Source organism: Polaromonas sp. (assembly GCF_039930745.1).
Taxonomy (GTDB): domain Bacteria; phylum Pseudomonadota; class Gammaproteobacteria; order Burkholderiales; family Burkholderiaceae_C; genus Polaromonas.
Genome location: NZ_JBDTTH010000014.1, coordinates 34,690 through 59,051, shown reverse-complemented (window position 1 = coordinate 59,051; position 24,362 = coordinate 34,690). Strand labels below are relative to the sequence as shown.

The following is a 24,362-nucleotide window of genomic DNA, read 5'->3' as shown; positions in this document are numbered from 1 at the left end:
CCATGGACGGAAAAACAATCAAGGTCGCCTGCTCCAACTGCAACCTGCGCGAGCTGTGCATGCCCGTTGGCCTGAGTCCACAGGAACTCGCCCGCATTGACGACGTGGTGGCCGTCCGCCGGAAGGTCAAACGCGGTGCCTCGCTGTTTCGCAACGGTGAAGTCTTTGAGTCCCTGTTTGCCATCCGCACCGGCTTCTTCAAGACCTGCATCACATCCGGTGATGGCCGGGACCAGGTCACCGGCTTCCAGATGGCGGGCGAAATCATCGGGTTGGACGGCATCGTCAGCGACCGCCACACCTGCGATGCCATTGCACTGGAAGACGCCGAGGTCTGCGTCATGCCTTTCAACCGCATCGGCGAGCTGGCACGCGAAATCAATGCGCTGCAACACCATGTGCACCGCATCATGAGCCGCGAGATTGTGCGCGAACACGGCGTGATGCTGCTGCTGGGCAGCATGCGGGCCGAGGAGCGTGTGGCCGCCTTCCTGCTGAACCTGGCGCAGCGACTGCACGCACGCGGTTTTTCCGGGTCGGAGCTGGTGCTGCGCATGACACGCGAGGAAATCGGCAGCTACCTCGGCATGAAGCTCGAAACGGTAAGCCGCACCTTCTCGAAATTTGCAGACGATGGCGTCATTGAGGTCCGGCAGCGCCATGTGCGGATACTCAACATCTCTGCACTGCAGAACATTGTCAACCAGCAGGGCTGCAACTAGACACTTTCAGCGCTCCCTCGCCACATGCAGCAGCCGCAGCCGGGCACCGGTCAGTTGGGCCAGGCGGATGGCTTCACCAAGCGCCTTGTCCGAGGTCGGACTGCCATCAATGGGCATGAGGATCCGATGATAAGTAGACATTTTTTCCAATCCAAAAAGTTCAGCGCAGCGCAAGGCGCATGGCCACGCTGTCCTGCGCGGTCGCGGTGGTGACGTCGAACCCGAGCTGGCGTGCCAGGGCGGCCATGCCCGCGTTCTCGGGCAGGCACTGCCCCACGACTTCGGATGTGCCGCGCTCGCGCAGGTAGCGGAGCAGTTTTTCCATCAGCAAGCGTCCCAGGCCGCGGCCTTGCCAGTCCGTGGCCACCTGGATAGCGAATTCCGCCGTCAGGTTGTCAGGGTCACACACGGCCCGAACTTCGGCCACCATGACCGGCTCGCCGCCCGCCTGCGATGCGATGGCGACAAAGGTCATCTCGCGGTCGTAGTCAATCTGGCTGTAGCGCGCAAGTTCTGAGTGCGGCACCTCCCGGCGCGCCATGAAAAACCGCAGCCGCATGTCGGCGGGTGAGGCCCCGGCATAAAAGGCCATCAGGCGCTGGCCATCCTCGGGGCGAATCGGACGCAGCAGCACGTCCTGGCCCTTGACCTGCACATGCTCTTCCAGCGCGAGCGGATAGGGTCGGATGGCCAGCCGGCTGGCCTCGCCCGCCGCCACCGGGCGCAACCTGACCCGCGCATCCAGCGCCAGCACGCCATGCTCATCAACCAGCAAGGGGTTGATGTCGAGTTCGGCCAGCCAGGCCAGGTCACAGGCCATCTGCGAAACTTTCAGCAGCGTGGCCAGCAGCGCCTGTTCATCGGCGGGCGGACGCCCTCTGTAACCGGCCAACAGGGGCTCCAGCCGGCTGCCGGCCACCATGTCGCGCGCCAGCCGGGCATTGAGCGGAGGCAGCGCCACGGCGTGGTTTTTGTGCAGCTCGACGGCAACACCGCCTTCACCCAGCAGCATGACCGGCCCGAACACCGGGTCGGAGGCGATGCCGACAATCAGTTCATGGGCGCCCGGACGGCGCGCCATGGCCTGCACGGTAAAACCGAGTACCTGAGCCTGCGGTAACAGCTGCAACACCTGCTGCTGCATTTTTCCGGCAGCCAGCCTCAAGGCCTGCTCCGACGCCAGGTCAAGTGCCACACCACCGACATCGGACTTGTGGATGACTTCGGGTGAAATGATTTTCAGGGCCACGGGATAACCGATGCGGGCCGCCGCAGCCACGGCCTCTTCCACATCGCCGGTCTTGACGGTTTCAACCGTGGGAATACCGTAGGCCCGCAGCAGCGCCTGCGCCTGCGCATCACCCAGCCATTCGCGGCCATCCCGCAGCGCCTCGTCCAGCAAGGACCGGGCAAGCTCGCGGTCCGGCGTGAAGTCCTCCAGCGCGGCGGCGGGCAGTTGTTGCAGGGCCTGCTGGTTGCGTGCATAGGTGGCCAGCTGCAACCACGCGGCGGCGGCCCGCTCCGGCGTGCTGTAGCTGGCGACACCAGCCGCTGCCGTGGTTTTCCGCGCAGCTGCCACCACCACCCCGCCGAGCCAGCAGGTGAGTACCGGCTTGGCCGATGCCTGGATCAGCGGCAGGCAGGCTGCCGCAATTTCGGCGGCAGGAACAATCGCCGTGGGCGCATGGATGAACAGCACGCCGTCGATCTCCGGCGCCGCCAGCAGGACCTTCAGCGCATCCGCATATCGGCTCACAGGCGCGTCGCCGATGATGTCAACCGGGTTGCCGCGGGACCAAGTTGGCGGCAGGCACTGGTTAAGCGCCTGCAAGGTGTCCTCGCCAAGTGGCGCGAGCGTCCCGCCGCCCAGGGCCAGCGCATCGGCAGCCAGCACGCCGGCACCGCCGCCATTGGTCAGAACCACCAAACGCTCGCCGTGCCAGCGCCTGACATGGGTCAGGGTCTCGGCCGCATCGAACAGGGACTCCAGCGTATCCACGCGCAGCATGCCGGCCCGTCGAACCGCGGCGTCGAACACCGCGTCCGAACCGGCCAGCGCACCGGTGTGCGAGGCGGCGGCCCGGGCTCCGTCAGGCGCCCGGCCGACTTTGACAACAATCACCGGCTTGTTGCGCGCAGCGGCCCGGGCCGCCGACATGAACTTGCGCGCCGACTTCACCGATTCCATGTACATGAGGATGGCCCGGGTGCCGGGATCGCTGGCCAGGTAGTCAATGACATCGCCGAAATCCACATCTGCGCTGTCGCCCAGCGAGATGAAATGCGAAAACCCGATGCCGCGGCTGTTGGCCCAGTCCAGCATGGCCGTCGCCAGCGCACCCGATTGCGTCACAAAGGCCAGCTTGCCAGGCAAGGCGTTGCCGGGCGCAAAACTGGCATTGAGCCCAATGCCCGGCACCAGAGCGCCAATGCAGTTGGGGCCGAGGATGCGCAACAGGTGCGGTCGAGCGGCGTCCAGCATGGCTTGCTCCAGCGAGAGGCCATCCGCGCCGGTGGCCTGTTTGAGCCCGGCCGACAGCACAATGGCGGCGCGTGTGCCCTTGCGGCCCAGCGCAGCGATGAGTTCCGGCACAGTCTCTGCCGGCGTGCAGATGACGGCCAGGTCCGGCACCTGCGGCAACGACTCGACGTCGCGCCAGGCCGGCGCACCGCCGACGCTGCCGTGCCGCCGGTTGACCGGCCAGACCGGCCCCAAGAACCCGTCGGCGCGGAGGTTGCGCAGCACCACGGAACCCAGGCTTCCTTCCCGGTCGGAGGCGCCAATCAGGGCCACCGAGGCAGGCTGGAACAGGGCTTCGAGGTTGCGTACGCTCATGGAGATCCTTCAACAAAGTAGGCGGGCATGCCCATGCCGGCAGATTAACGCCCGCGCCATCCCTTCACTTGCTCCAGATCAAAGACCCCGGTCGGTGCTGGCTCACAAAATGAACAGTCAGCAACAAGGTCTCCCATGGAAACATATGACAGCACCCTGATGCCGCGCTTCAGCCAGCTCCTGGTGCAGCGCGAGGCTGACCTGCGGTCCATGCTGCAAACCAGCGGCGATCTGCCGGACCAGATGGGCGACGCCGGATCACATGGCGTCATGGATTTCAAGGATGTCGCCATGGAACAGGCACTCGCCACCGTCGATGAAGCCAAGGCCGGGCACGCGGTTCTGGAACTGGAGGAGGTGCTGGCAGCACGCCGTCGGCTGGCTGACCAGAGCTTCGGCTATTGCCTGGATTGCGGCGAAGCCATTGATCTGCGGCGGCTCACGGCCCTGCCTGCGGCGGCGCTGTGCACCGCATGCCAGGCCATTCACGAGCATGAACGGGCTACCGCCATGCGGCGCTGAATCCGGACTTTATCCACCAGCCCCACCTGCCTATGCGCAGTTGCCGGGGGGGCGCCTCGCACTGCGGGCCGGCAATCCGGTGATCCTCGATGCGGCCTTCCCGCCCGAGCGGAACTAGGCGCATGCCTTGGCTCGACCACCGAAGCACTGGCTGACGACGAACAGCGGATTCTGCGAACCGCGCCTGGCCCACCGTCCTGAGAGCCCACGGGCATGCCAGTCCCGCAAGCGTCCCGCGCCGGGCTTGCGCTTTGTCAAGACCGGGCGCGTCTGTCCTGCCTACAGTGACGCGAAGGACCCTTCATGCCAACATCACCTCCGCACACTGTCAACCGCCTGCGGCTGCGCCGTCTGGGCATCGACACCTACCAGGAGCCGGTGCTGTACATGCACCGCGATTGCCCGGTCTGCCACTCGGAAGGTTTCGAGGCGCGGTCTCGCGTGGAAATGCGGCTCAACGGCCACACCATCGTGGCCACGCTCAATGTGGTGAGCGGAGACTTTCTCTCGCCCGAAGAGGCCGGCCTGTCCGAAGCAGCCTGGCGCCTGCTGCACGCGCTCCCGGGCGAAGAGGTTTCGCTGCACCACCCCGCGCCGCTTGAATCGCTGAGCCATGTACGTGCCAAGGTATATGGACGCCGTCTGGGCCAGGCCGCCATTGATGCAGTGATCGGGGACGTGGCCGCCGGGCGTTACTCGGACCTGCAGCTTGCGGCCTTCGTCACCGCCTGTGCAGGCGACCATCTGGACATGAACGAAACCATCGCGCTGACCCGCGCCATGGTCAATGTGGGCGAACGCATGAACTGGGGCGAAGGCCTGGTTATGGACAAACACTGCGTGGGGGGCTTGCCCGGCAACCGCACCACCATGATCATTGTCCCCATCATTGCGGCCTGCGGCCTGCGCATGCCCAAGACCTCGTCGCGTGCCATCACCTCACCGGCCGGCACCGCCGACACCATGGAGACGCTGGCGCCAGTAGACCTGGACGTGGCACAGATACGCCGCGTGGTGGAGCGCACCGGTGGCTGCATTGTGTGGGGCGGCGCCGTTCGGCTCAGCCCGGCGGACGACATCCTGATCCGCGTCGAACGCCCGCTGGACCTGGACAGCCAGGGGCAGCTCGTGGCCTCGGTCCTGTCAAAGAAAGCCGCGGCCGGCGCCACCCACGTGCTGATCGACATGCCGGTCGGGCTGACCGCCAAGGTTCGCAGCGCACATGCCGCCCATCAGTTGGGGCGGCAACTCGAGCAGGTCGGGCAGGCGCTGGGCCTGCAGGTGCGCGTGGTGCAAACCGATGGCGTGGCTCCGGTGGGCCGCGGCATAGGCCCCGCGCTGGAGGCGCGCGATGTGCTGGCCGTGTTACGCCGCGAAACGCAGGCCCCGGCGGACCTTGCGCTACGTTCGCTGCAGCTGGCCGGACAGATTCTCGAGTTCGGCGGTGCCGCACAAACCGGCGCAGGCCTGGCCCAGGCCAGGTCGGTACTGGAGGACGGCCGCGCCTGGCAGAAATTCCAGGAAATCTGCGAAGCTCAGGGCGGCCTGCGCGAGCCGCCGGTGGCTGCCTACCAGCAGCCGGTGACAGCCCTGCACGGCGGCAGCGTGATCGCCATCGACAACCGGCGCTTGGCGCGTATCGCCAAACTCGCCGGTGCGCCCACCGCAGCGTGTGCGGGTATCGACATGAATGTGCAGCTCGGGACGGTGGTCGAACGCGGTGACCCGCTTTTCACACTGCATGCAGCCACATCGGGAGAGTTGGCCTATGCCCTGGAATATGCCACCACGCAGCCCGGCGCCGTCCATGTGATGGAGGAAGCCTGATGCTGGTTCTGGCTCTGCCCGGCGCTGCAGCTCTCTCGGCCGGCCTGGCCAGCCGCCTGCGTTGCGATCATGCCGAACTGCAGTTGCACCACTTCCCCGACGGTGAAACCGGTGTACGTATTGACACGCCGGTCCAGGGTCGCTGCGTCGTGCTGGCCGGAAGCCTGGACCAGCCCAACGGCAAGACCCTGCCGCTGATTTTTGCTGCCGATGCAGCGCGTGAGTTGGGTGCGCGGCAGGTCGGGCTGGTTGCACCCTACCTGGCCTATATGCGGCAGGACAAGCGCTTCCAGCCGGGAGAGGCGGTGACCTCACGCAGCTATGCCCGCCTGCTGTCCGCTTCACTGGACTTTCTGGTGACCGTGGACCCGCACCTGCACCGCATCCACAGCCTGGACGATATCTACACCCTGCGCACACAGGTGGTGCCGGCAGCACCGGTGATCGCGCGCTGGCTGCGCAGCCACGTGCAGGCGCCCTGGCTGATCGGGCCGGACCAGGAAAGCGAACAGTGGGTCGCCGAAGTGGCACGGCTGGCCGGTGCCCCCTGGACGGTGCTGGCCAAAACGCGCCGTGGCGACCGCGACGTGGGTGTCCGGCTGGCCAGCCGCGAGCGCTGGCCCGGGCGAACGCCGGTGCTGCTCGACGACATCATTTCCACGGGCCACACCATGCTGGCAGCAACACAGCTTCTGATCAAAAAGGACCTGGGTGCCCCCCTGTGCATTGCCGTGCATGCGCTTCTTGAAGGCGATGCCGAGCGCCAGCTGCTCGAAGCCGGCGCCACACGCGTGGTGAGCTGCGACACGGTTGTTCATTCCACCAACACCATACGCATGGTTTCGCTGCTCGCCCGTGCCGTGCGCCAGCTACGGACCGACAGGAAGCCTGCTCCATGAGCCCTGAACGCATTGGCTTGGTACAGGGCCATCCAGACGCGACATGGCCGCGCCATGCGCCGGCCGCCTCCTGCATTGCGAGCGGGGAAGAAAAAGGACCTCTCGTGCGCTGCGTCAAGATTGCCAAACCGGATTTGCCCTTGCTGCGCGGCCAACAGGCCGAGCTTTGCTTTCGGACACGGCCTGCAGGGGCACAGGTCACTTCTGAATCAGGTGGCGCTGGCGTCCTCTCCGATCAGCAGCGTGCCCTCCGCGATGTACCGGTGCGGCGGCACCTCCAGATTCGTCGGTGCAGGCTTGTTCTTGAACACCCGCCCCGCCAGGTCAAAGGTGGAGCCATGGCAGGGGCAGAAAAATCCACCCGACCAGTCCGCGCCCAGGCTGGGATTGCCGCTACCGGCAGGCACCTGGTTGGGCGAACAACCCAGGTGGGTGCAAATACCGACGCCCACAAACACCTCAGGCTTGATGGAACGCTGCGGGTTGCGCGCGTAGTCAGGCTGCTGATCTTTTCTGGAATCCGGGTCGGCCAGGCCTGCATCCTGCGAAGCCAGGGCCACCAGCATGGCGTGCGTGCGGCGCATGATCCACACGGGTTTGCCGCGCCACTCGACGGTCTTGATGCCGCCGGGCGGCAGGTCGGAAATATCGACCTCCACGCTGGCACCCATGGCGCGGGCGCGCTCGCTGGGGGCAAAGCTCGACACAAAGGGAACGGCGACAGCCGCCATGCCCACACCCGCCACTGCAGCGGCAAGCAGAACCACCTGGCGGCGCTCCGCATCGTGGGCAGGCCCATCGCCGGCGGGGACGAGGCTGGCTGGAAGTTCGGGAAGAGTGGAGATGGGGGTCATGATGTTCCTCTGTGGTGTCGCGGTGAAGCACTGCGCTTTCGCCGCGGTTGGCCATCACCCTGTTCTCAAGAAACGTGCCGCGGCTGTTTTGAAAAAAAGCCAATCCAATCAAGGGTCGCCCTTTGTTCACCAGATTCACGGCCCTGCCACAGCTGCCATTTTTGGCAGCTCCTGGCAGTTGGCAGTACACCACCGTGAGCATGAAATACCTCGCCGCACAAGTTTTGCCGGAACTGGTGTCTTACCTCGAAGGCCTGCCTGAACCGCACATCCTGCTCAGCGCGCAGTACCGCATCCTCGCGGCTAATGCCGCCTACTGCCGCCAGTTCAGCCCCGGGGCCGAGGTGGTGGGCCGGCTCTGCCATGAGGTCTCGCACCACTTCAGCGTACCTTGCGACCAGGCCGGCGAGTCCTGTCCGCTGGCCCAGTCGCGCGAATCCGGACAGCCTGAGCGGGTGCTGCACCTGCACCACACGCCAAGGGGCGAGGAGTACGTCAACATCGAGCTCGCGCCGCTGCGGAATGATAAGGGCCGGCAAACCTTTTTTGTCGAGAAGATGGCAACGCTGCGCGCGGCGCAGGGCCAGCCTGCAGCGCAGGGCCTGATCGGGCGCGCGCCGGCCTTTCAGCACATGCTGGCGCTTGTCGCCCGCGTCGCGCCGTCGCAGGCCGCGGTGCTGCTGCTCGGGGAATCGGGCACGGGCAAGGAACTGGTGGCCCGGGCAGTGCATGAAACCAGTTCGCGCGCCCAGCGGGTCCTGGTGGCGGTGGACTGTGCCAGCCTGCCCGACAACCTGTTCGAGTCCGAGCTGTTCGGCCATGAACGCGGCGCCTTCACCGGCGCAAACACTGCCAAGGCCGGCCTGGTGGAGGCCGCCAGCGGCGGCACGCTGTTTCTCGACGAGGTCGGCGACATTCCACTGACCATGCAGGTCAAGCTGCTGCGCCTGCTGGAGACCGGCACCTATCGCCGCGTCGGCAACACCGAGTTGCGTCATGCCGACATCCGCGTTGTTGCCGCCACCCATCGCGACCTGGAACGCATGGTGGCCGAGGGGCGTTTCCGTGAAGACCTCTACTACCGGCTGAGCATTTTTCCCATCTATCTGCCGGCCCTGCGCGAGCGGTGCGGCGACATCCCCTTGCTGGCAACCGCGCTGCTGCAACGCGTCGCGTCTGGCAGGCAGCTTTCACTGGCGCCCCCGGCCCTGAAACTGCTGCAGGCCCAGGATTACCCGGGCAATGTGCGCGAGCTGCGCAACCTGCTCGAGCGCGCCTCGCTGCTGTGCGACGGCCAGACCCTGCAAGCCACGCACATTCAGCAGGCACTGCTGTCGGGCCGGCGTCCGCCGGATGCGCGGCGCCGCTCGCCAGAGGCGGGCAACGCGCCCAGACCGGGCGCACTGCGGGTGATGGCGCGGTCGGCCCTGCAACAACTGGTGGCCACGCACCATGGCAGCCGCGCTGAACTCGCAGCCCAGCTGGGCATCAGCGAGCGCTCGCTGTACCGCAAGCTCAAGGCCTTGGGACAGGGCTGAGCCGGCCCAACATCAGGCAGATCTGCTCCTGGATTGATAGCTAATTGTCCAACACCAGTAAGGGCTAGGTGCACTTTTCACTGATGTTTTGGCGTCTTGCAGCCCCGCCGCGAGGGTCAACTACGTCGCCACCTGGCCACGCGGACGGGCTCGAACGCCATCACTCAAAGGACGGCTCTTCCGGTTTGACCACCGGCTTGCCGGCCGCCACCCAACCATCGATGCCGCCGGCTATCGACCGCACGTTCAGGTAACCCATCTCGTGCAGCGCGGCGCCGCACAGCGCGGCGCGGCCGCTGGTCTTGCAGTAAAGCACGATCTTCAGGTCCCTCGGCTGCAGCGCCGGGGTGCTGCTGAACTTGAATTCGAGCAGGCCGCGCGGAACAAGAACCGCGCCGGCAATGTGGCCGGCGGCGTATTCGTCGGCTTCGCGCACGTCCACCAGCACCTCGGCATCGCATAGGACGGCTTCAGCGTCTGACATGGCGATTTCCTGTACGCGGTTTTTGGCAGCGGCGACAAGATCATGGGCGGTTTTCATGGGTAATTCCTGATGACAGAGTGAAGAGTCGGATCCGGCGTATATAACGGATCCAGAAAGTTCAGGGCGCGCGGATTTTTTCGCGGATGCAGCGCGTGGTGCGCCACACGCTCCACAACCCAGGCGGGATCAGAGTTCCCATATGGCGGGTAACGGACAGTGTGTAGACCCGATGCGATTTACTTCAGGCGCCGACCAGCACTGTCAGAAATCTCGATGGTGATCGGAATGCCCTGCCCCACACTCTGGGTGACCGTGCAGAAGGCCTCGAACTGCTCGAGCACGCGGTCCAGGTGCTGCAGCGAGGCCGCTGGCACGCCCAGCGTCAGCTGCGCTGTCATGCCCAGCACACGCAGACGACCTTCCGGGTTGCGGCCCACCTGCGAGGTGATGTCGCAGCGCATCGGCTCCGGGGCCTGCTTGAACTTGCGCAAGGCAAACAACAGCGAATCGCTCAGGCAGTTGCCGACAGCGGCGCTGAGCAGCTGTACCGGCGAGGGCCCGAGGCCGGTTCCCAGCGGCATCGGTTCATCACTGGTCAGCACCGGAATGACCCCGCCAAACTGGATATCAAAGCGGTAGTCCTGCTGCTGGACCAGGCTGACCTGGACAAGGTTGTCGCTCATGCTCAGGCACCACAGGAAAATTTGGACTCGGGCACGCCCAGCTTCTTGAGGATGAAACCGAGCGGGCACATGTTGGTGAACCCGAACTGGAACAGGTTAAAGCCAACAAAGGCGGTGAAGGCCAGGGCCCACTTGCTCACAAACAACGGGCTGCCTTCAACGCCGAGTGCGAGCGAGGCCAGGATGAAGAGGCCGGCAATGATGCGGATGTAACGTTCGACAGTCATGAAAATTCTCCAGGGAGTTAAAAAAAGAAAAAAAGGGCTTCATTTCAGGCGCACGATGCCCAGGAGCTTGAGCACGTACTTCTCATACACCGGCTCCGAGTTGCCGGTTTTCATCTTGCGAATGAAATACTTCTCGAACGCGATCTTGGCCAGGTGCACCCATTTGCCCTTCTTGAACCAGTTCACGTTGCGCGGCGGTATCTGCGGCAGGGCCACAAAGGCCGCCCCCGTGTCGCCCATGTCGGCCAGGCAGATCGCGTTCCAGGTGGCTTTGGCCTGCACCGGCCGGCCGGCAATTTCGTCGGCGATGTTGTGGGTGATCGCGGTCACCATGGTCTCTATCATGTAACCGGTCTTGGGTGCGCCCGTCGGCACCGGCGTGGTCTCCACCGGCGGGATGGCCACGCAGACGCCGGCCGCAAAGATGTTGGGCCAGGCCTTGCTGCGCTGGTGTTCGTCAATCAGCACAAAGCCGCGCGGGTTACACAGTCCCGGCACCGCCGCTACCGCGTCCACGCCCTTGAAGGCCGGCAGCATCATGGACAGCTTGAACGGGACTTCATGCTCCTTGTACAGATTGCCGAGGTCATCGACCTGGGTGACAAACATTTTTCCGTCCTCGACACGCGTGGTCTTGGCGTTGGTGATCCACTTCATGTCGTGGCCGCGCATCTCCGACTCCATCATGGACTTGCTGTCGCCGACACCGCCGAGGCCCAGGTGGCCGATGTAGGGCTCGCTGGTCACGAAGGTGATGGGCACCAGGTGGCGCAGCTTGCGCTTGCGCAGGTCGGCGTCGAGGATGAAGGCGAATTCATAAGCCGGCCCGAAACAGCTGGCCATCGGCATGGCACCGATGACGACCGGGCCGGGGTTCTTGAGGAAGTCCTGGTACGCCGCCCAGAACGCTTCAGCGTGCGCCACAGTACACACGGAATGGGTGTGCCCGCCATGGGGGCCGGCACCGGGCACCTCGTCAAAGCTGAGCTTGGGCCCGGTGGTGATCACCAGGTAGTCGTAGTCCAGGTTGTCACCGCCTTCGAGTGTCAGGCGCCTGGCCTCGGGGTCGATGGTGGTGACGGCCTTGGGCACAAAGTCGATGCCCTTGCGCTCCAGCAGGGGGGCGATCTTCAACACGATGTCGTCCCGCTTGCGCCAGCCCACCGCCACCCAGGGGTTGGAGGGCACGAATTGGAAATAGTCCACCGCGCTGACCACCGTGATCTTGTGCTCGGGCGGCAGCAGTTCGCGCATTTCGTAGGCAGCGGGCATGCCGCCTATGCCGGCGCCCATGATGATGATGTTGGCCATGTCATGTCTCCTTGGTTCAGGTTGAAAAGTCAGTCCGTCGCTCAGGCTTCAATGCGCGCAGCCGGCGGGGCCGCCCGGTGCTGGTACAGCGCGAAATAGAGAACCGGAATGACCACCAGTGTCAGCAGCGTGGACACCAGAATGCCGAAGATCAGTGCAATGGCCAGGCCGTTGAAGATGGGATCGTCCAGGATGAAAAAGGCGCCGATCATGGCGGCCAGACCGGTCAGCGCAATCGGCTGGGCGCGCACGGCGGCCGAGCTCACCACAGCCTCCTTGAAGTCCATGCCCTGCGCCACCTGCAGCTCGATGAAGTCCACCAGCAAGATGGAGTTGCGCACGATGATGCCCGCCAGCGCGATCATGCCGATCATGCTGGTGGCCGTGAACTGGGCATGGAGCAGCGCGTGCCCCGGCATCACGCCGATCATGGTCAGCGGAATAGGGGCCATGATCACCAGCGGCGCGAGGTAACTCCTGAACTGCGCCACCACCAGCAGGTAGATCAGGATCAGGCCCACGCCGTAGGCGGTGCCCATGTCACGGAAAGTCTCATAGGTGATCTGCGATTCGCCGTCCCACTTGATGGCGTACTCGCGATAAGGGTCAGCCGGCTGGTTGATCCAGTATTCGCCCAGTTCACCGGTCTCGGGCAGGGCCGCCTCCGCCAGCCTGGGACGGATTCCGAACAGGCCGTACAGCGGCGAATCAAGCTTGCCGGCCATGTCGCCGAACACATAACTGACTGGCTGCAGATCCTTGGTGAACAGCGGCTTGTTGATGACACCCTGCTCCACCTGCACCAGCTCGGACAAGGGCACCATGCGGCCGTTAGCAGCTTTCATGGGCAGAGCCAGCAGGGCATCGAGCCCGACCTGGCTGTCCAGCGGCAGCTGCAGGCGAACCGGCACCGGGTATTTGGACTGGCCGTCGTGCATGTAGGCGGCATCCGCGCCCGAGAGCGCGCTGTGCACCGTCTGCGCAATCGCCGCCACCGGAATGCCCAGCGACTCGGCACGCTGACGCTGCACCGTGAGGTGGGCGCGCGGGGCGTCTTCCTTGAGCGAGGTGTCGATGCCCACGATGTCGGGCGTGGCCGCAAAGGCGGCGGCGATGCGCCTGGCCAGCGCCTGGCGGCCGGCTTCGTCCGGGCCGTAGACCTCGGCCACCAGCGGGCTCATGACAGGCGGGCCGGGCGGCACTTCCACCACCTTGACCCGGGCCTGATGGCGCGCGCCGATTTTTTCCAGCTCCGGGCGCAGGCGCTGGGCAATCGCGTGGCTCTTGTCGCTGCGGTGATGCTTGTCGACCAGGTTGACCTGCAGGTCGCCCTGCTCGGCCTCGGCACGCAGGTAATACTGGCGCACCAGGCCGTTGAAGGTGATCGGGCTGGCCGTGCCGGCATAACCCTGCAGGTCACGCACCTCGGGCTGCTGCGCCAGAAAAGCGCCCATCTCGTGGAGGGCGGCTGCGGTGTTTTCCAGCGGCGTGCCGGCCGGCATGTCCACCACCACCTGGAACTCGCTCTTGTTGTCAAAGGGCAGCATCTTGAGCACCACCCACTGCACCAGGGTCAGGCCGACCGACAGCAGCAAGGCGGCCAGGATGCCGGCCAGCAGCAACCAGCGCTTGCGCGCGCTGTCGAGCAGGGGCGTGAGGATGCGCGTGAAGAAACGCTGCAGCCTGGGGCCCAACCCGCCCGGTTTCGCGGCGCCTTCATGACCGCGCCCCGGACCGTGCGCCTTCATGAGCTTGAGCGCCAGCCAGGGCGTGACCGTGAAAGCAATGGCCAGAGAAATCGCCATGCCAAGGCTGGAGTTGATCGGGATCGGGCTCATGTAAGGGCCCATCAGTCCGCTCACAAAAGCCATGGGCAACAGCGCGGCAATCACGGTGAGCGTTGCGAGGATGGTCGGACCGCCCACCTCATTGACCGCACCGGGAATGATGTCGGCCAGCGATTTCTCCGGGTAGAGCTGCTGGTGGCGGTGGATGTTCTCCACCACCACAATCGCGTCGTCCACCAGGATGCCGATGGAAAAAATCAGTGCAAAAAGCGACACGCGGTTCAGCGTGAAGCCCCAGGCCCAGCTGGCAAACAGCGTGGCCATCAGCGTCAGAATCACGGCCGCGCCGACAATCACGGCCTCCCGGCGGCCCAGGGCGAAACCGACCAGCAAAATCACCGAGCCCGTGGCAAAAGCCAGCTTCTGGATCAGCTTGTTGGCTTTTTCCGCGGCGGTTTCGCCGTAGTCACGCGTGACGGTGGTCTGGATGTTGGCGGGGATCACCGTGTTGCGCAGCGCTTCCAGCCGGGCATTGGCAGCACGCGCCACATTCACGGCGTTTTCACCGGGCTTCTTGGTCACCGTCAGCGTCACCGCCGGATAGACTTGGCCCGCAGCTGGTGGCGCTGCGGCACCTGGGGTGGCATCCGTCACGGCAGCGCCCGGTGTGAACCACACATAACGCTGCGGCAACTGGGCACCGGCCTCGATGCGGGCCACTTCGCTGAGATAAACCGGCTTGCCCTTGCTGACACCCACGACCAGGGAGCCGATGTCTTCGGCCGATGAAAGAAACTCGCCGGTTTCCACGCTGAGCATCTGGGCCGGCTGGCGCGAAGGGTCCAGCACCGAGCCCGAGGGCATGCCGAAATTGGCGGCGGCCAGCGTCTGCTTGAGCCCCAGGACATCGACCCCGCGTTCGCGCAGGCGCACCGGGTCCAGCCATACATGCACGGCGCGGCCCGGGCCGCCTATGGTCTGCACCTCGCGCGCACCCGGCACGCGCTTGAGCTCCATCTCCAGCGTGCTGGCCACCCGCTCGAGATCGTTGGCGGCCAGCGCGTCCGCACTCCAGAGCGTGACGGCCAGCACCGGTACGTCGTCGATGCCCTTGGGCTTGACGATGGGCGCGAGGGTACCCAGGTCCCGCGGCAGCCAGTCCTGATTGGCGTTGAGCACGTCGTACAGGCGCACCAGCGCCTCGGTGCGCGGCACGCCCACCTTGAACTGCACCGTCAGAACGGCCAGGCCGGGCCTGGCCACCGAATACGTGTGCTCAATGTCTGCAATCTTGCTGAGCACCTGCTCGGCGGGCCGGGCCACCATGTTCTGCACGTTTTCGCTGCTGGCGCCCGGGAAGGGGATCAGCACGTTGGCCATGGTCACATTGATCTGCGGCTCTTCCTCGCGCGGCGTGACCAGCACGGCAAACAGCCCCAGCAACAAGGCCACCAGTGCGAGCAGCGGCGTGATCGCATTGGACTGGAAGGCAGCCGCCATGCGCCCTGAGGCACCGAGGCGGGCGCGACCGGAAGACGTGGAATCGTTCATGGCCACCTCAGCGCGCAGCGGTCTGCGGACGGGCACCGGACAGGCCGGCGCGCACCGGGTCCAGCGCCACACTGTCACCGGCGGACAGGCCGGCCAGCACCTCTACGCCTGCTGCGCCATGGTCGGCGCCGAGACGGACTGCCCGGAGGGCAAAGCCCTGGCCTGCCGCCACGTACACGGCCGTCAGCTCTCCGCGCCGCATCACTGCGGCGACCGGAACAACCATGCGGTTCGAAGCGCCGCCGACAAAACGCACGCGCACCTGCTGCCCGGGCACCAGGCCGCCCGCACCAACAGCAGGGAGCTCCAGACGCCACTCGATAGTCTGGGACACCGGATCTGCCGAGGGCAGCACGCTGCGCGCCACCGGCACCAGCCATTGCGGCGATGCGGACTTTCCGGCCGGCACCTGGATGTCTACCCGGCTGGCCGAGCGTGCGATCTCGCCCAGCGAGGCCGGCACCTGCACCACCGCACGCAAAGGCAGGGGTGCATACAGCGTCAACAGGGGTGTACCCGGCAACGCGAGGTCGCCCGCTTCGCTCAGGGTCTGCAACACCCAGCCGTCGTAAGGCGCAGTCACCCGCGTGAAGCCCTGCGCCAGCGCCGATTGCCGGCCTCCGGCGACGGCCGAGTCGCGTCCGGCCTGTGCGGCGCTGAGCTGGGTATTGGCGGTGTCAAGCGCGGCCTTGCTGACAAAACCCATGGTCTGCAGCTCCCGCGAGCGCTCCGCGTTCGCCCGGGCATTGCGCAGTTCAGCCTCGGCCTGCGCCACCTGCGCCTGGCTGCGCTGGACACCGGTCTGGGTCTCGCGGTCATCAATGGTGGCCAGCAACTGCCCGGCACGAACGCGGTCACCCGCCTTCACCAGCAGCGACGCCACCCGCCCCGATGCCTGCGCCGACAAGGTGCTTTGCTGCACTGGCTGGACCACACCGTCGAGCTCGAAGCCGGTAGGCACCGCCTGCGCGCGGATCTGCACCACGGGCACCTCGACGGCTGCGGCGGCCAGCGCCGGAGCCGCGCCGAGCGCCAGGCTCAACACTGCGGCCAGCGCCTTGAAAACCGTGAGGTGAAGAATTTTCATCATGTTTCCTTTGCCATGCGTACAGCGGCCGCCCGTCGCCCTGCGAACCGAAAGCCTGTTTTTCATACTGGGTTCTGGGGCTGCTTCTGCACTTGCTTCATATCAATCTCCCGCTGCTTTTCCGGCAGGTCGCCTCCCGCCCCGGATGAAAGACCGGCACGCATTCACAGCGCATTGAGTGGAATCTTGAGATAGGACACGCCGTTGTCTTCGGCCGGCGGCATTTCGCCGGCGCGGATGTTGACCTGCACCGAAGGCAGGATCAAGGTGGGCATGTCGAGCGTGGCGTCCCGGGCGGCGCGCATCTTTACAAACTCGACCTCACTCACGCCGTCATGAACATGGATGTTTTTGGCGCGCTGTTCGGCCACCGTGGTTTCCCAGATGGGGGACCGGCCCTCGGGCGGATAGTCATGGCACATGAACAGCCGGGTTTCGGGTGGCAAGCTCAGCAGCCTGCGTACCGAACGGTACAAAGCAGGTGCATGCCCACCGGGGAAGTCGCAGCGGGCCGTGCCCACGTCGGGCATGAACAGGGTGTCGCCGACGAACACCGTATCGCCGATGCGATAGGCCATGCAGGCCGGTGTATGCCCGGGAACCGACAAAGCCTGGGCTTGCAATGCGCCAACGGCAAAGGTTTCGCCGTCCTGCAGCAGGTGGTCGAACTGGCGGCCGTCGGCCCGGAATCCAGGCTCCAGGTTGAAAACGCGCTTGAAGACATCCTGCACCTGGGTGATGGCCGCACCGATGGCGATTTTCCCGCCCAGCTTCCCGCGCAGATAGTGCGCTGCCGACAGGTGGTCCGCGTGGGCATGGGTTTCCAGGATCCACGCCACCTGCAGGTTTTGCGCATGTACAAACGCCACCAGCTTGTTGGCCGAGGCAGTGCGGGTGCGTCCGGACTTCGGGTCGTAGTCAAGGACGGAATCAATAATGGCGCAGGCCGTCCCCGCCTTCTCGCAGACCACATGGCTCACAGTCCAGGTATCAGGATCAAAAAAACTTGTGACGATGGGTGTCATGTTCTACTCTCCTGCTTGTTCAATTTCAGTTTTAACATTATATTTACAGACATTATATTTACAGACATTATATTTGTCAATATAATGTCATTGTCGAAAATCAAAAGGAGTGCCTCCCCATGCCCGCAGACACTGTGATGGATCTCGGCAGCCTGCGCAGTTCCGCCGATGCGGCCTGCCGCCTGATGAAAGTGCTTTCCAACCCGGATCGCCTGCTCTTGCTGTGCCAGCTGGCGCAGGGCGAGATGCGCGTGGGTGAACTGGAGGAACTTGTGGGTGTCATGCAGCCCACGCTGTCGCAGCAACTGGGTGTGCTGCGCGACGAAGGCCTGGTCAGTACCCGCCGTGACGGCAAGTCGATTTATTACCGAATCGACAGCCCGCAGGCGCTGAGTGTGCTGGGGGTTCTGTACGACCAGTTTTGCAGCGTCCCCACAAAAAAGAAACGCTGAGAATCACCCGCCGGCGACGGCAGGGCGGCGGTCAGTCCGGCAGATGTACCTTCAATGTCCGCACCTGGCGCTCCAGCGCCTCGATGCGGTTCAGGTAGCCAAGCAGGAGACCGACCGTAAAAAGGTCCAGGTCGAAATCCTGGCGCAGCTTGCCGGCCGTGCGCAGGGGCATCACACAGTCGGCGCTGAACAAACGCTCCTGCATGGCTCGCTCCAGCGGAACCAGGGCACCATCGTCCACCAGCTCGTCCAGCTCCGCCGGGCTCAGGGCACAAATCCGCGCCAGCTCGGCCAGAGTGACTACCTCGCGCGCATCGAGCCAGGCAACGTCAAGCAGTTGCTGTTCCATGAGATTTCTCCTTGCCCGCACCTGCGCGCGGGTTGAAATGCGAGGTATTTGCCAGTTCCGTGAACAGTTCCCGCTCGCGTTCGGACAATGTGGCAGGCACGTCGATATGCACGGTGGCGTAGAGGTCACCCCGGCCACCGCGGCCGTTGGCCATACCCCGTCCGCGCAGGCGCAGCTTGCGGCCTGAACGTGATCCCGCCGGCACGGTGAGCATCACCGGCCCATCCAGTGTCGGCGCCTCTACCTCCGCACCCAGCGCAGCCTCCCAAGGAGCGAGTGCCAGGTTGAAATGCAGGTCGTGATGGTCGGCGCGAAACACGGGGTGCGGTGCCAGCGTGATGTGAAGGTAAATATCTCCATCGGCCCCACCGTTGAGCCCTTTCCCGCCCTTGCCGCGCAATCTCAGCTTCTGGCCATCCGCGATGCCCGGTGGAATGGTCACTTCCAGCGTACGCCCACCCTCCCCGTCAGCCAGCTCCAGGCTGACGCTTGTACCGCGGTGGGCATCTTCCAGCGGAATGCGGACACTGGTTTCATAGTCGCGCCCGTGCAGGGGAATGGGACCACCAGAGGAAGCGCGACCCCGCCCCATCGCAGCCAGCAGGTCCGCCAGATCGACGCCTTCGAACGCCTGGTCGTTCGCAAAGTCGTGGCGCCACTGCGGCGGCGGCGCGAACTCCTCGCCCGCAGGGCGGCGACCCAGCTGGTCATAGGCCGCGCGCTTTTCGGGATCTTTCAACGTCGCGTAGGCCTCGCCGGCTTCCTTGAAAGAGGCTTCGGCCTCAGGCGCCTTGGACACATCCGGATGATGCTGGCGCGCGAGTTTGCGGTAGGCCTTCTTGATCTGCTCGCTGTCCGCATCGCGCGGCACGCCCAGCGTTGCGTAGTAGTCCTTGTATTTCATGGCGCCATGCGCCGCGTCAATGCACGCGCGTCTCGAAAGCCCGGGTCAGGCCGTCCAGGTCCGTGATGCGGATGTGCCGCTTGTCCACTTCCAGCAGACGCTGCTGTTGAAAGGCCGAGAAAGTCCTGCTGACGGTCTCCAGCGTCATGCCGAGGTAGCTGCCGATCTCGGCACGCGACATCCGCAGGTGGAACTCGCTGGCGGAATAACCGCGCGCCTTCAGGCGCTGCGACAGGTTCAGCAGAAAGGCCGCCAGCCTCTCCTCAGCATTCATGCTGCCGAGCAACACCATGAGACTGTGTTCCCGCACGATCTCGCGACTCATCAGCCGGGTCACCACATGCTGCATGCCGGGATTTACGGCCGCGACTTCGGCGAAATGGGCAAAGGGAATGGCGCAAACTTCGGTGTCTTCCAGCGCCGTGGTGCTGCTGGCATGCGAACCATTGGCCACGCCGTCCAGCCCCATCAGTTCACCGGCCATGTAAAACCCGCCGACCTGCTCGCGGCCATCGGCCAGGGTCAGGCTGGACTTGAAGGTGCCGCTGCGCACCGCGTAAACAAACTGGAAGCGGTCTCCTTCCCGGTACAGCGTCTGGCCGGCTTTCACCTTGCGGCGGCTGAACATCAGGTCATCCAGGCGCTCCACGTCGCTGCCCGCCAGGCCGCAGGGCAGACACAGGTCGCGCAGGTGGCATGTGGAGCAATGCGTCACGAGTGGCGTCACACCCACGGATGCAAGGGTCGCCTGGCGGGGCAGAATACGTACAGGCGTGCTGCTGGCTATCGCCGTGGCTGTGGACATGGTGTTCTCCTTGAGGCTGGGGTATTAAATGCATGGGGCGTAAGGACGCCCAAGTGATGACTGACGTGCAAGGACAGTGCACACGTTGGATCCCCCCTCCTGAGGACAGGGTGCGCCCTTGGAGCAGCAGCGGTCTGTGCGCTGGCACACTCACCCTTCGCGATGGCTTTCACAAAGTCGGACACGGGTCGTCTGATGGTGACGAGGGGGGCACTGGGCATGGCGTTGTCTTTCAGTGAGTCGGAATCAGTGCAGCTCCATGCCGCGACGCTTTTATGACGACGTCCACGAGCTGGTCAAATTCGGTGTTCTTATCGAGAAATGCCATGGCGCCTTCGGCGGCATACCGTTTCCGGTAAGCCGGGCCGGAGTTGCTGCTGAACACCACAAAAGCGACGACCGGCGCTGCCTGGCGAATGGCGCGCAGAACCTCCAGGCCCTGGCCGCCTTCGAGCTGGACGTCCAGCACCACCACATCGGGTGAAGTGGCCAGGATGCCGTCTATGGATGCCTGTGGTGTCCCGGCCTGGCCCACCAATGCGATGGCGCTGGTTTCAAGCATCGCGGCGACGCGATCCCGGATCGGGGCCGAGTCGTCGGCGAGAAAAACTTTGACGGGGACCTGGCTTTGAGACATGGCTCTACTGTCGCCGGAGCCAGTGCCGCAAACCATAGGCTGCGGCTGAATGAAGCCCTCGGAGAAGTCCGGATAAGAGGCGCCGCGCCTCCGAGTGCCACTAGGAATATTCCTAGTGCGAGGTGGGCTTTAGCACCAGCCGCGGGGCCGTGGGCCGGCGCTGCCGCTGCAACTTCAATGCGCCATCAGCACCGGCAAGGTCATGGAGCGCAGCACCGTACGGGACGTACCGCCCAGCACCCATTCGCGCGCGCGACTGTGGCCATAACACCCCATCACCAGCAGATCGGCCTCCAGGTCAAAGGCACGCGAAAGGAGCAGCTCGCCGAGCAGATCGGGCACCTGTGTTTCCCGATGCCAGATGGCCTTCACGCCGTGCAGCGCAAGGTAGCCACCCAGGCTCAGGCCTTCACCGCCGACCGCCTCATCTCCGTCCGACCAGGACAGGATATGCACCTGCGCGGCCCGCTGCAGCAAGGGCAAGGCAGCGCTGACGGCGCGGGCCGCCTCTCGCGTCGGTTTCCAGGCCACCACCACCGTCTCGCCGATGATGGACGGGGCGCCGATGTAGGGCAGAACCAGGGCCGGCTTGCCACTGGATACCAGCACCGACTCGACAAAATCGGCGGGCACGCCGTCTGCCCGTTCTCCCGCCGGGGTTGCTTGCCCCAGCACCAGCAGGTCTGCGTACAGCGCCTGCTGGGCAAATACACCCATGACGGGATCGTTGTCCACTTCGGCCCATGCCGCCTTCATGCCGGGTGCCGCCAGCGCCTTGTCAAATGCAGCCCGGGCCCGGGTATGCAATTCTTCGTCCAGCTCATGCAGGGACGCCGCCACGCCCGACCCAATCTCCGGTGCAAAGGGCAACGCCACAAAACTGGGCGTCACCGCATAAAGCGCCGTGACGGCGGCGCCGTGCACCTGCCCGATGCGGCACGCCGCCTCCAGGCGTTGCGCTGCCTGAGGCGTAGCGTCCAGGTGAACCAGCAGTTGCTTCAGGGAAGTCGTCATGGGTCGCCTCCTTGGTCATTGCGATCCCTTCACCTTAGGGGACATGCAGCACCGCCGGCTTGACAGAAGTCAAGCCCCCCTCGGAAACAGGGTCAAGGCAGGGTCAAGGCTCCAGCGGGTCCGACACGCCGTGTTTGATGGCGTAACGGATCAGGTCACTCTGGTTTTGCAGCCCCATCTTCTGCATCAGGTTGGCCTTGTGGGTGCTGATGGTCTTGACGGAAAGCTTCAGGCGGGTGGCAATGTCCGTCACGGATACGCCGGCCGCGATCAGGCGAAACACTTCGAACTCGCGATTCGACAGCGACTCGTGCGGCGCGGAAGTCCCGCCCGGCATGGCGCTCAGCGCCAGCTGCTCCGCCACCTCAGCGCTGATGAAGGCACCGCCTGCGGCGATCTTACGTATGGCCTGCTTCAGTTGCGCCGGCGCACTCTCCTTGGTCAGGTAGCCGCTGGCACCGGACTTGATGGCGCGCACGGCGTACTGCAGTTCCTGGTGCATGCTGAGCACGAGAATGCGCAGCTTGGGCTTCTCGGCATGCACCAGCTTGATCAGTTCCATGCCGCTGCGGCCAGGCATGGACAGGTCCAGCACCAGCACGTCGAAGTCGGATTCGCGCACGCGCTGCATGACCTCCGTTCCGTCTGCCGCCTCACCCGCCACACGCAGGTCATCCGCCGACGAGACGATGCGTTTGAGACCCTCGCGAACGATCGCATGGTCATCGGCAATCACGATACTGATCATGGGGCGTGCTCTCCTTCAGGCCATGGAATACTCACCTCGACACGGGTGCCCTGCCCCGGCGCGCTGTGAATGCCGACAGATCCCTTGAGCAGCAGCGCACGCTCCTGCAAACCCATCAACCCCAGCGACTGCGGTTTGCGCGGCGCTTCGGTGACAAAGCCACGGCCGTTGTCGCGCACCGTCAGCGAGATCGCGCCGGGGAGCGTGTCAATCAGCACAGTGGCTTCGGTTGCGCCGGCGTGTTTGGCCACATTGGCCAGGGCCTCCTGCACGATCCGGAAGACCGCCGTGGCGTAGGGCTCCTGAAGCTCCAGGTCTTCGTCCGCCGAAAGCGTACAGGCTACGCCGGTGCGCTGGATGAAATTGTGAACCAGCCACTCAATCGCCGCCAGCAGGCCCAGGTCGTCAAGCAGCAAGGGGCGCAGGTCTGCAGCAATGCGCCGCGTTGAAGCCACCATGCCGTCCACCATGGCCAGCATGTCCGAGAGCTTGGCTGTAGCGCCGGACGCGGAAAGCGTGTTGTCGCGCAGCCAGATCGTGTCCATCTTCAGCGCAGTCATGGATTGCGCCAGTTCGTCGTGCAACTCCCGCGCAACGCGGGTTTTCTCCTCCTCACGCGCCACATTGACGGCTGCGGCGAAGGCAGTGCGTTCCTCCTGAGAACGCACGCGTTCGGTGACGTCGCGCAGGATCACCGTGTAAAGCTTTCCGTCGCCCGTGTCGAGCTGGGAGATCGAGGCATCCATGGGAAACTCTTCGCCGCTGGCGCGCAAGCCGTAAATCACGGTGCCATCACCCATGCGTCTGGACGTCACGCCGGTTGCCGAGAAGCGCCGTATATGCGCCCCGTGGCCGGCACGGAAGCGTTCGGGTATCAGCTTGTTCAAGGACTGCCCCAAGGCCTGCTCGCCGGGCCAGCCAAAGATTTTTTCGGCCGCGCGGTTGTACAGCACGATGGACAGCGCCTCGTTCACGGTGATGATCCCGTCCATGGCCGAGTCCAGAAGGGCTGCGAGCCGCAAGTGCTCTTCCTGGGCACGCAGCCGTTCCGTGATGTCACGCAAAATCACGGTGAAAAGTTTCCCGTCGGGCGTGTCCAGATGGGAGATGGACGCATCCAGGGGAAACTCTTCGCCGTTGGCGCGCAGGCCATAAATGACATTGAGCGTACCCATGCGCCTGGATGTCGCCCCGGTGGTTCCAAAACGCGCCACATGCCGGGCATGGTCTTGCCGGAAGCGGTCGGGAATCAGCCGCTCAAGGGACTGCTGCAAAACATCCTGGCGGGGCCAGCCGAAAATCTTTTCGGCTGCGCGGTTGTACAGAATGATCTTTTGCTGTTCGTCCACCGTGATGATGGCGTCCATGGCCGAGTCGAGCACACCCGCCAGCAACGCGGCCGCACTGCCCGGCTTATAGGCCCGGGAATTCGCATCAAGGCTGTCTATCAGGGGGGAAAACATGGCCCAGTGTAGCAATCAGCAAAAGTAGTCATTGCCCCTCAGGCCGTGAAGGAATAGCCGGAGACGGTTGACTCACATCAACCCCCTGCCCAGCGCTCCGTTCAAACTGGAGTTTTTATATGGAACCCCAAGGAGCGGTCATGTACAAGCGAATACTCGTACCCGTGGACGGAAGCGAAACCTCTAACAAGGCCCTGGTAACCGCGCTGCAGCTCGCCAGAGAAGGCAGTGGCAGCGTACGGCTGGCACACGTGATAGAGGATCTGACCTATCTTGCCGGCTACGAGCAGTTCGGGGGATATTCGGGCGATCTGCTCGGGATCATGCAGGAGGCCGGAAACCGCATCCTGCATGATGGCCTGGACATCGCCAAAGCGGCCGGTGTGCAAGCCGATTCGGTGCTGTTCGACAAGCTTGGTGAACGGCTTCCCGAGGTAATTGCAGAGGCAGCCCGGGCGTGGAACGCCGACTTGATCGTCCTGGGCACGCATGGGCGGCGTGGCGTTGGCCGCGCCTTGCTGGGCAGCGGCGCCGAACAGATCCTCCGGCAGGCACCCGTGCCTGTTCTCGTCGTTCGCTCGGCTGAGAGCAGCAAACCCAAACCAGGCTGAAGCGCACGCGGTGGGGAATGCGGCAG

At 64.7% G+C, this 24,362-nt stretch carries 23 protein-coding genes and 1 pseudogene; 7 read left to right on the top strand and 17 right to left on the bottom strand.

Annotated elements, in window-relative coordinates; translation table 11 throughout:
• The first annotated feature begins 2 nt into the window (after window positions 1-2).
• A complete protein-coding gene (locus tag ABI660_RS07385; RefSeq protein WP_348066452.1) occupies window positions 3-722 on the top strand; it encodes a helix-turn-helix domain-containing protein in 720 nt (239 codons plus the stop codon).
• Window positions 723-743: 21 nt separating this feature from the next.
• Here ABI660_RS07385 and ABI660_RS07380 read toward each other — a convergent pair.
• Together ABI660_RS07380 and ABI660_RS07375 are read right to left on the bottom strand one after the other, a co-directional pair.
• A pseudogene (locus ABI660_RS07380) lies at window positions 744-863 on the bottom strand (universal stress protein); the annotation flags it as partial.
• Window positions 864-882: 19 nt separating this feature from the next.
• Window positions 883-3,558, bottom strand: a complete 2,676-nt coding sequence (locus ABI660_RS07375; RefSeq protein ID WP_348066430.1) for a bifunctional acetate--CoA ligase family protein/GNAT family N-acetyltransferase — start codon at window positions 3,556-3,558, stop codon at window positions 883-885.
• Between the two features lie 135 nt (window positions 3,559-3,693).
• Here ABI660_RS07375 and ABI660_RS07370 point away from each other — a divergent pair, with 135 nt between their 5' ends.
• From ABI660_RS07370 to ABI660_RS07360, 3 genes are all read left to right on the top strand, one after another.
• Complete coding sequence (locus ABI660_RS07370; RefSeq protein ID WP_348066428.1) at window positions 3,694-4,080, top strand: TraR/DksA family transcriptional regulator; 387 nt, start codon at window positions 3,694-3,696, stop codon at window positions 4,078-4,080.
• Window positions 4,081-4,383: 303 nt separating this feature from the next.
• Window positions 4,384-5,907, top strand: a complete 1,524-nt coding sequence (locus ABI660_RS07365; protein ID WP_348066426.1) for a thymidine phosphorylase family protein — start codon at window positions 4,384-4,386, stop codon at window positions 5,905-5,907.
• On the top strand, window positions 5,907-6,806 hold the full coding sequence (locus tag ABI660_RS07360) for a ribose-phosphate pyrophosphokinase (RefSeq protein WP_348066424.1): 900 nt from the start codon (window positions 5,907-5,909) through the stop codon (window positions 6,804-6,806). Before ABI660_RS07365 ends, ABI660_RS07360 begins: the two co-directional genes overlap by 1 nt.
• A 209-nt stretch (window positions 6,807-7,015) precedes the next feature.
• On the opposite strand, the gene petA is transcribed toward ABI660_RS07360, so the two are convergent.
• The gene (petA, locus tag ABI660_RS07355; RefSeq protein ID WP_348066422.1) at window positions 7,016-7,660 is read right to left on the bottom strand and encodes a ubiquinol-cytochrome c reductase iron-sulfur subunit; all 645 of its coding nucleotides are present in this window, start codon (window positions 7,658-7,660) and stop codon (window positions 7,016-7,018) included.
• 200 nt (window positions 7,661-7,860) lie between these two features.
• On the opposite strand from petA, the gene ABI660_RS07350 reads away from it, so the two are divergent.
• Window positions 7,861-9,198 carry a sigma-54-dependent Fis family transcriptional regulator gene (locus tag ABI660_RS07350; RefSeq protein WP_348066420.1) on the top strand — a complete coding sequence of 446 codons (1,338 nt, stop codon included), beginning with the start codon at window positions 7,861-7,863 and terminating at the stop codon, window positions 9,196-9,198.
• Between the two features lie 160 nt (window positions 9,199-9,358).
• On the opposite strand, the gene ABI660_RS07345 is transcribed toward ABI660_RS07350, so the two are convergent.
• From ABI660_RS07345 to ABI660_RS07315, 7 genes are all read right to left on the bottom strand, one after another.
• Window positions 9,359-9,739, bottom strand: coding sequence for a rhodanese-like domain-containing protein (locus tag ABI660_RS07345; protein ID WP_348066418.1), 381 nt, complete (start codon window positions 9,737-9,739; stop codon window positions 9,359-9,361).
• A 179-nt stretch (window positions 9,740-9,918) separates the two neighbouring features.
• Entirely contained in the window at window positions 9,919-10,365 is a 447-nt protein-coding gene (locus tag ABI660_RS07340) for an OsmC family protein (RefSeq protein ID WP_348066416.1), read from the bottom strand.
• Between the two features lie 2 nt (window positions 10,366-10,367).
• Window positions 10,368-10,592 (bottom strand): DUF2892 domain-containing protein, encoded by a 225-nt coding sequence (locus ABI660_RS07335; protein WP_348066414.1) that lies wholly within the window; start codon window positions 10,590-10,592, stop codon window positions 10,368-10,370.
• 39 nt (window positions 10,593-10,631) lie between these two features.
• Window positions 10,632-11,903 (bottom strand): FAD/NAD(P)-binding oxidoreductase, encoded by a 1,272-nt coding sequence (locus tag ABI660_RS07330; protein ID WP_348066412.1) that lies wholly within the window; start codon window positions 11,901-11,903, stop codon window positions 10,632-10,634.
• A 41-nt stretch (window positions 11,904-11,944) separates the two neighbouring features.
• Window positions 11,945-15,241 carry an efflux RND transporter permease subunit gene (locus ABI660_RS07325; protein ID WP_348066410.1) on the bottom strand — a complete coding sequence of 1,099 codons (3,297 nt, stop codon included), beginning with the start codon at window positions 15,239-15,241 and terminating at the stop codon, window positions 11,945-11,947.
• A gap of 7 nt (window positions 15,242-15,248) precedes the next feature.
• Complete coding sequence (locus ABI660_RS07320) at window positions 15,249-16,328, bottom strand: efflux RND transporter periplasmic adaptor subunit (protein WP_348066408.1); 1,080 nt, start codon at window positions 16,326-16,328, stop codon at window positions 15,249-15,251.
• Window positions 16,329-16,492: 164 nt separating this feature from the next.
• Window positions 16,493-17,353: an MBL fold metallo-hydrolase gene (locus ABI660_RS07315; RefSeq protein ID WP_348066406.1), complete on the bottom strand. Its 861-nt coding sequence runs from the start codon at window positions 17,351-17,353 to the stop codon at window positions 16,493-16,495.
• Between the two features lie 119 nt (window positions 17,354-17,472).
• Between ABI660_RS07315 and ABI660_RS07310 the strand changes: the two genes are divergently transcribed.
• Entirely contained in the window at window positions 17,473-17,805 is a 333-nt protein-coding gene (locus ABI660_RS07310) for a metalloregulator ArsR/SmtB family transcription factor (RefSeq protein ID WP_348066404.1), read from the top strand.
• 31 nt (window positions 17,806-17,836) lie between these two features.
• Here ABI660_RS07310 and ABI660_RS07305 read toward each other — a convergent pair whose 3' ends face one another.
• The 7 genes from ABI660_RS07305 to ABI660_RS07275 form a co-directional block, all read right to left on the bottom strand.
• Window positions 17,837-18,154, bottom strand: coding sequence for a chaperone modulator CbpM (locus ABI660_RS07305; protein ID WP_348066402.1), 318 nt, complete (start codon window positions 18,152-18,154; stop codon window positions 17,837-17,839).
• Entirely contained in the window at window positions 18,135-19,058 is a 924-nt protein-coding gene (locus tag ABI660_RS07300) for a DnaJ C-terminal domain-containing protein (protein WP_348066400.1), read from the bottom strand. Before ABI660_RS07300 ends, ABI660_RS07305 begins: the two co-directional genes overlap by 20 nt.
• 16 nt (window positions 19,059-19,074) lie before the next feature.
• Window positions 19,075-19,863, bottom strand: a complete 789-nt coding sequence (fnr, locus tag ABI660_RS07295) for a fumarate/nitrate reduction transcriptional regulator Fnr (protein WP_348066398.1) — start codon at window positions 19,861-19,863, stop codon at window positions 19,075-19,077.
• A 232-nt stretch (window positions 19,864-20,095) separates the two neighbouring features.
• Window positions 20,096-20,500 carry a response regulator transcription factor gene (locus ABI660_RS07290; protein WP_348066396.1) on the bottom strand — a complete coding sequence of 135 codons (405 nt, stop codon included), beginning with the start codon at window positions 20,498-20,500 and terminating at the stop codon, window positions 20,096-20,098.
• 174 nt (window positions 20,501-20,674) lie between these two features.
• Window positions 20,675-21,514: a universal stress protein gene (locus tag ABI660_RS07285; RefSeq protein WP_348066394.1), complete on the bottom strand. Its 840-nt coding sequence runs from the start codon at window positions 21,512-21,514 to the stop codon at window positions 20,675-20,677.
• 103 nt (window positions 21,515-21,617) lie between these two features.
• On the bottom strand, window positions 21,618-22,262 hold the full coding sequence (locus tag ABI660_RS07280; RefSeq protein ID WP_348066392.1) for a response regulator transcription factor: 645 nt from the start codon (window positions 22,260-22,262) through the stop codon (window positions 21,618-21,620).
• Window positions 22,259-23,725 carry a PAS domain-containing sensor histidine kinase gene (locus ABI660_RS07275; RefSeq protein WP_348066390.1) on the bottom strand — a complete coding sequence of 489 codons (1,467 nt, stop codon included), beginning with the start codon at window positions 23,723-23,725 and terminating at the stop codon, window positions 22,259-22,261. Before ABI660_RS07275 ends, ABI660_RS07280 begins: the two co-directional genes overlap by 4 nt.
• Window positions 23,726-23,865: 140 nt before the next feature.
• Between ABI660_RS07275 and ABI660_RS07270 the strand changes: the two genes are divergently transcribed.
• Window positions 23,866-24,336: a universal stress protein gene (locus ABI660_RS07270; protein ID WP_348066388.1), complete on the top strand. Its 471-nt coding sequence runs from the start codon at window positions 23,866-23,868 to the stop codon at window positions 24,334-24,336.
• Window positions 24,337-24,362: the final 26 nt, after the last annotated feature.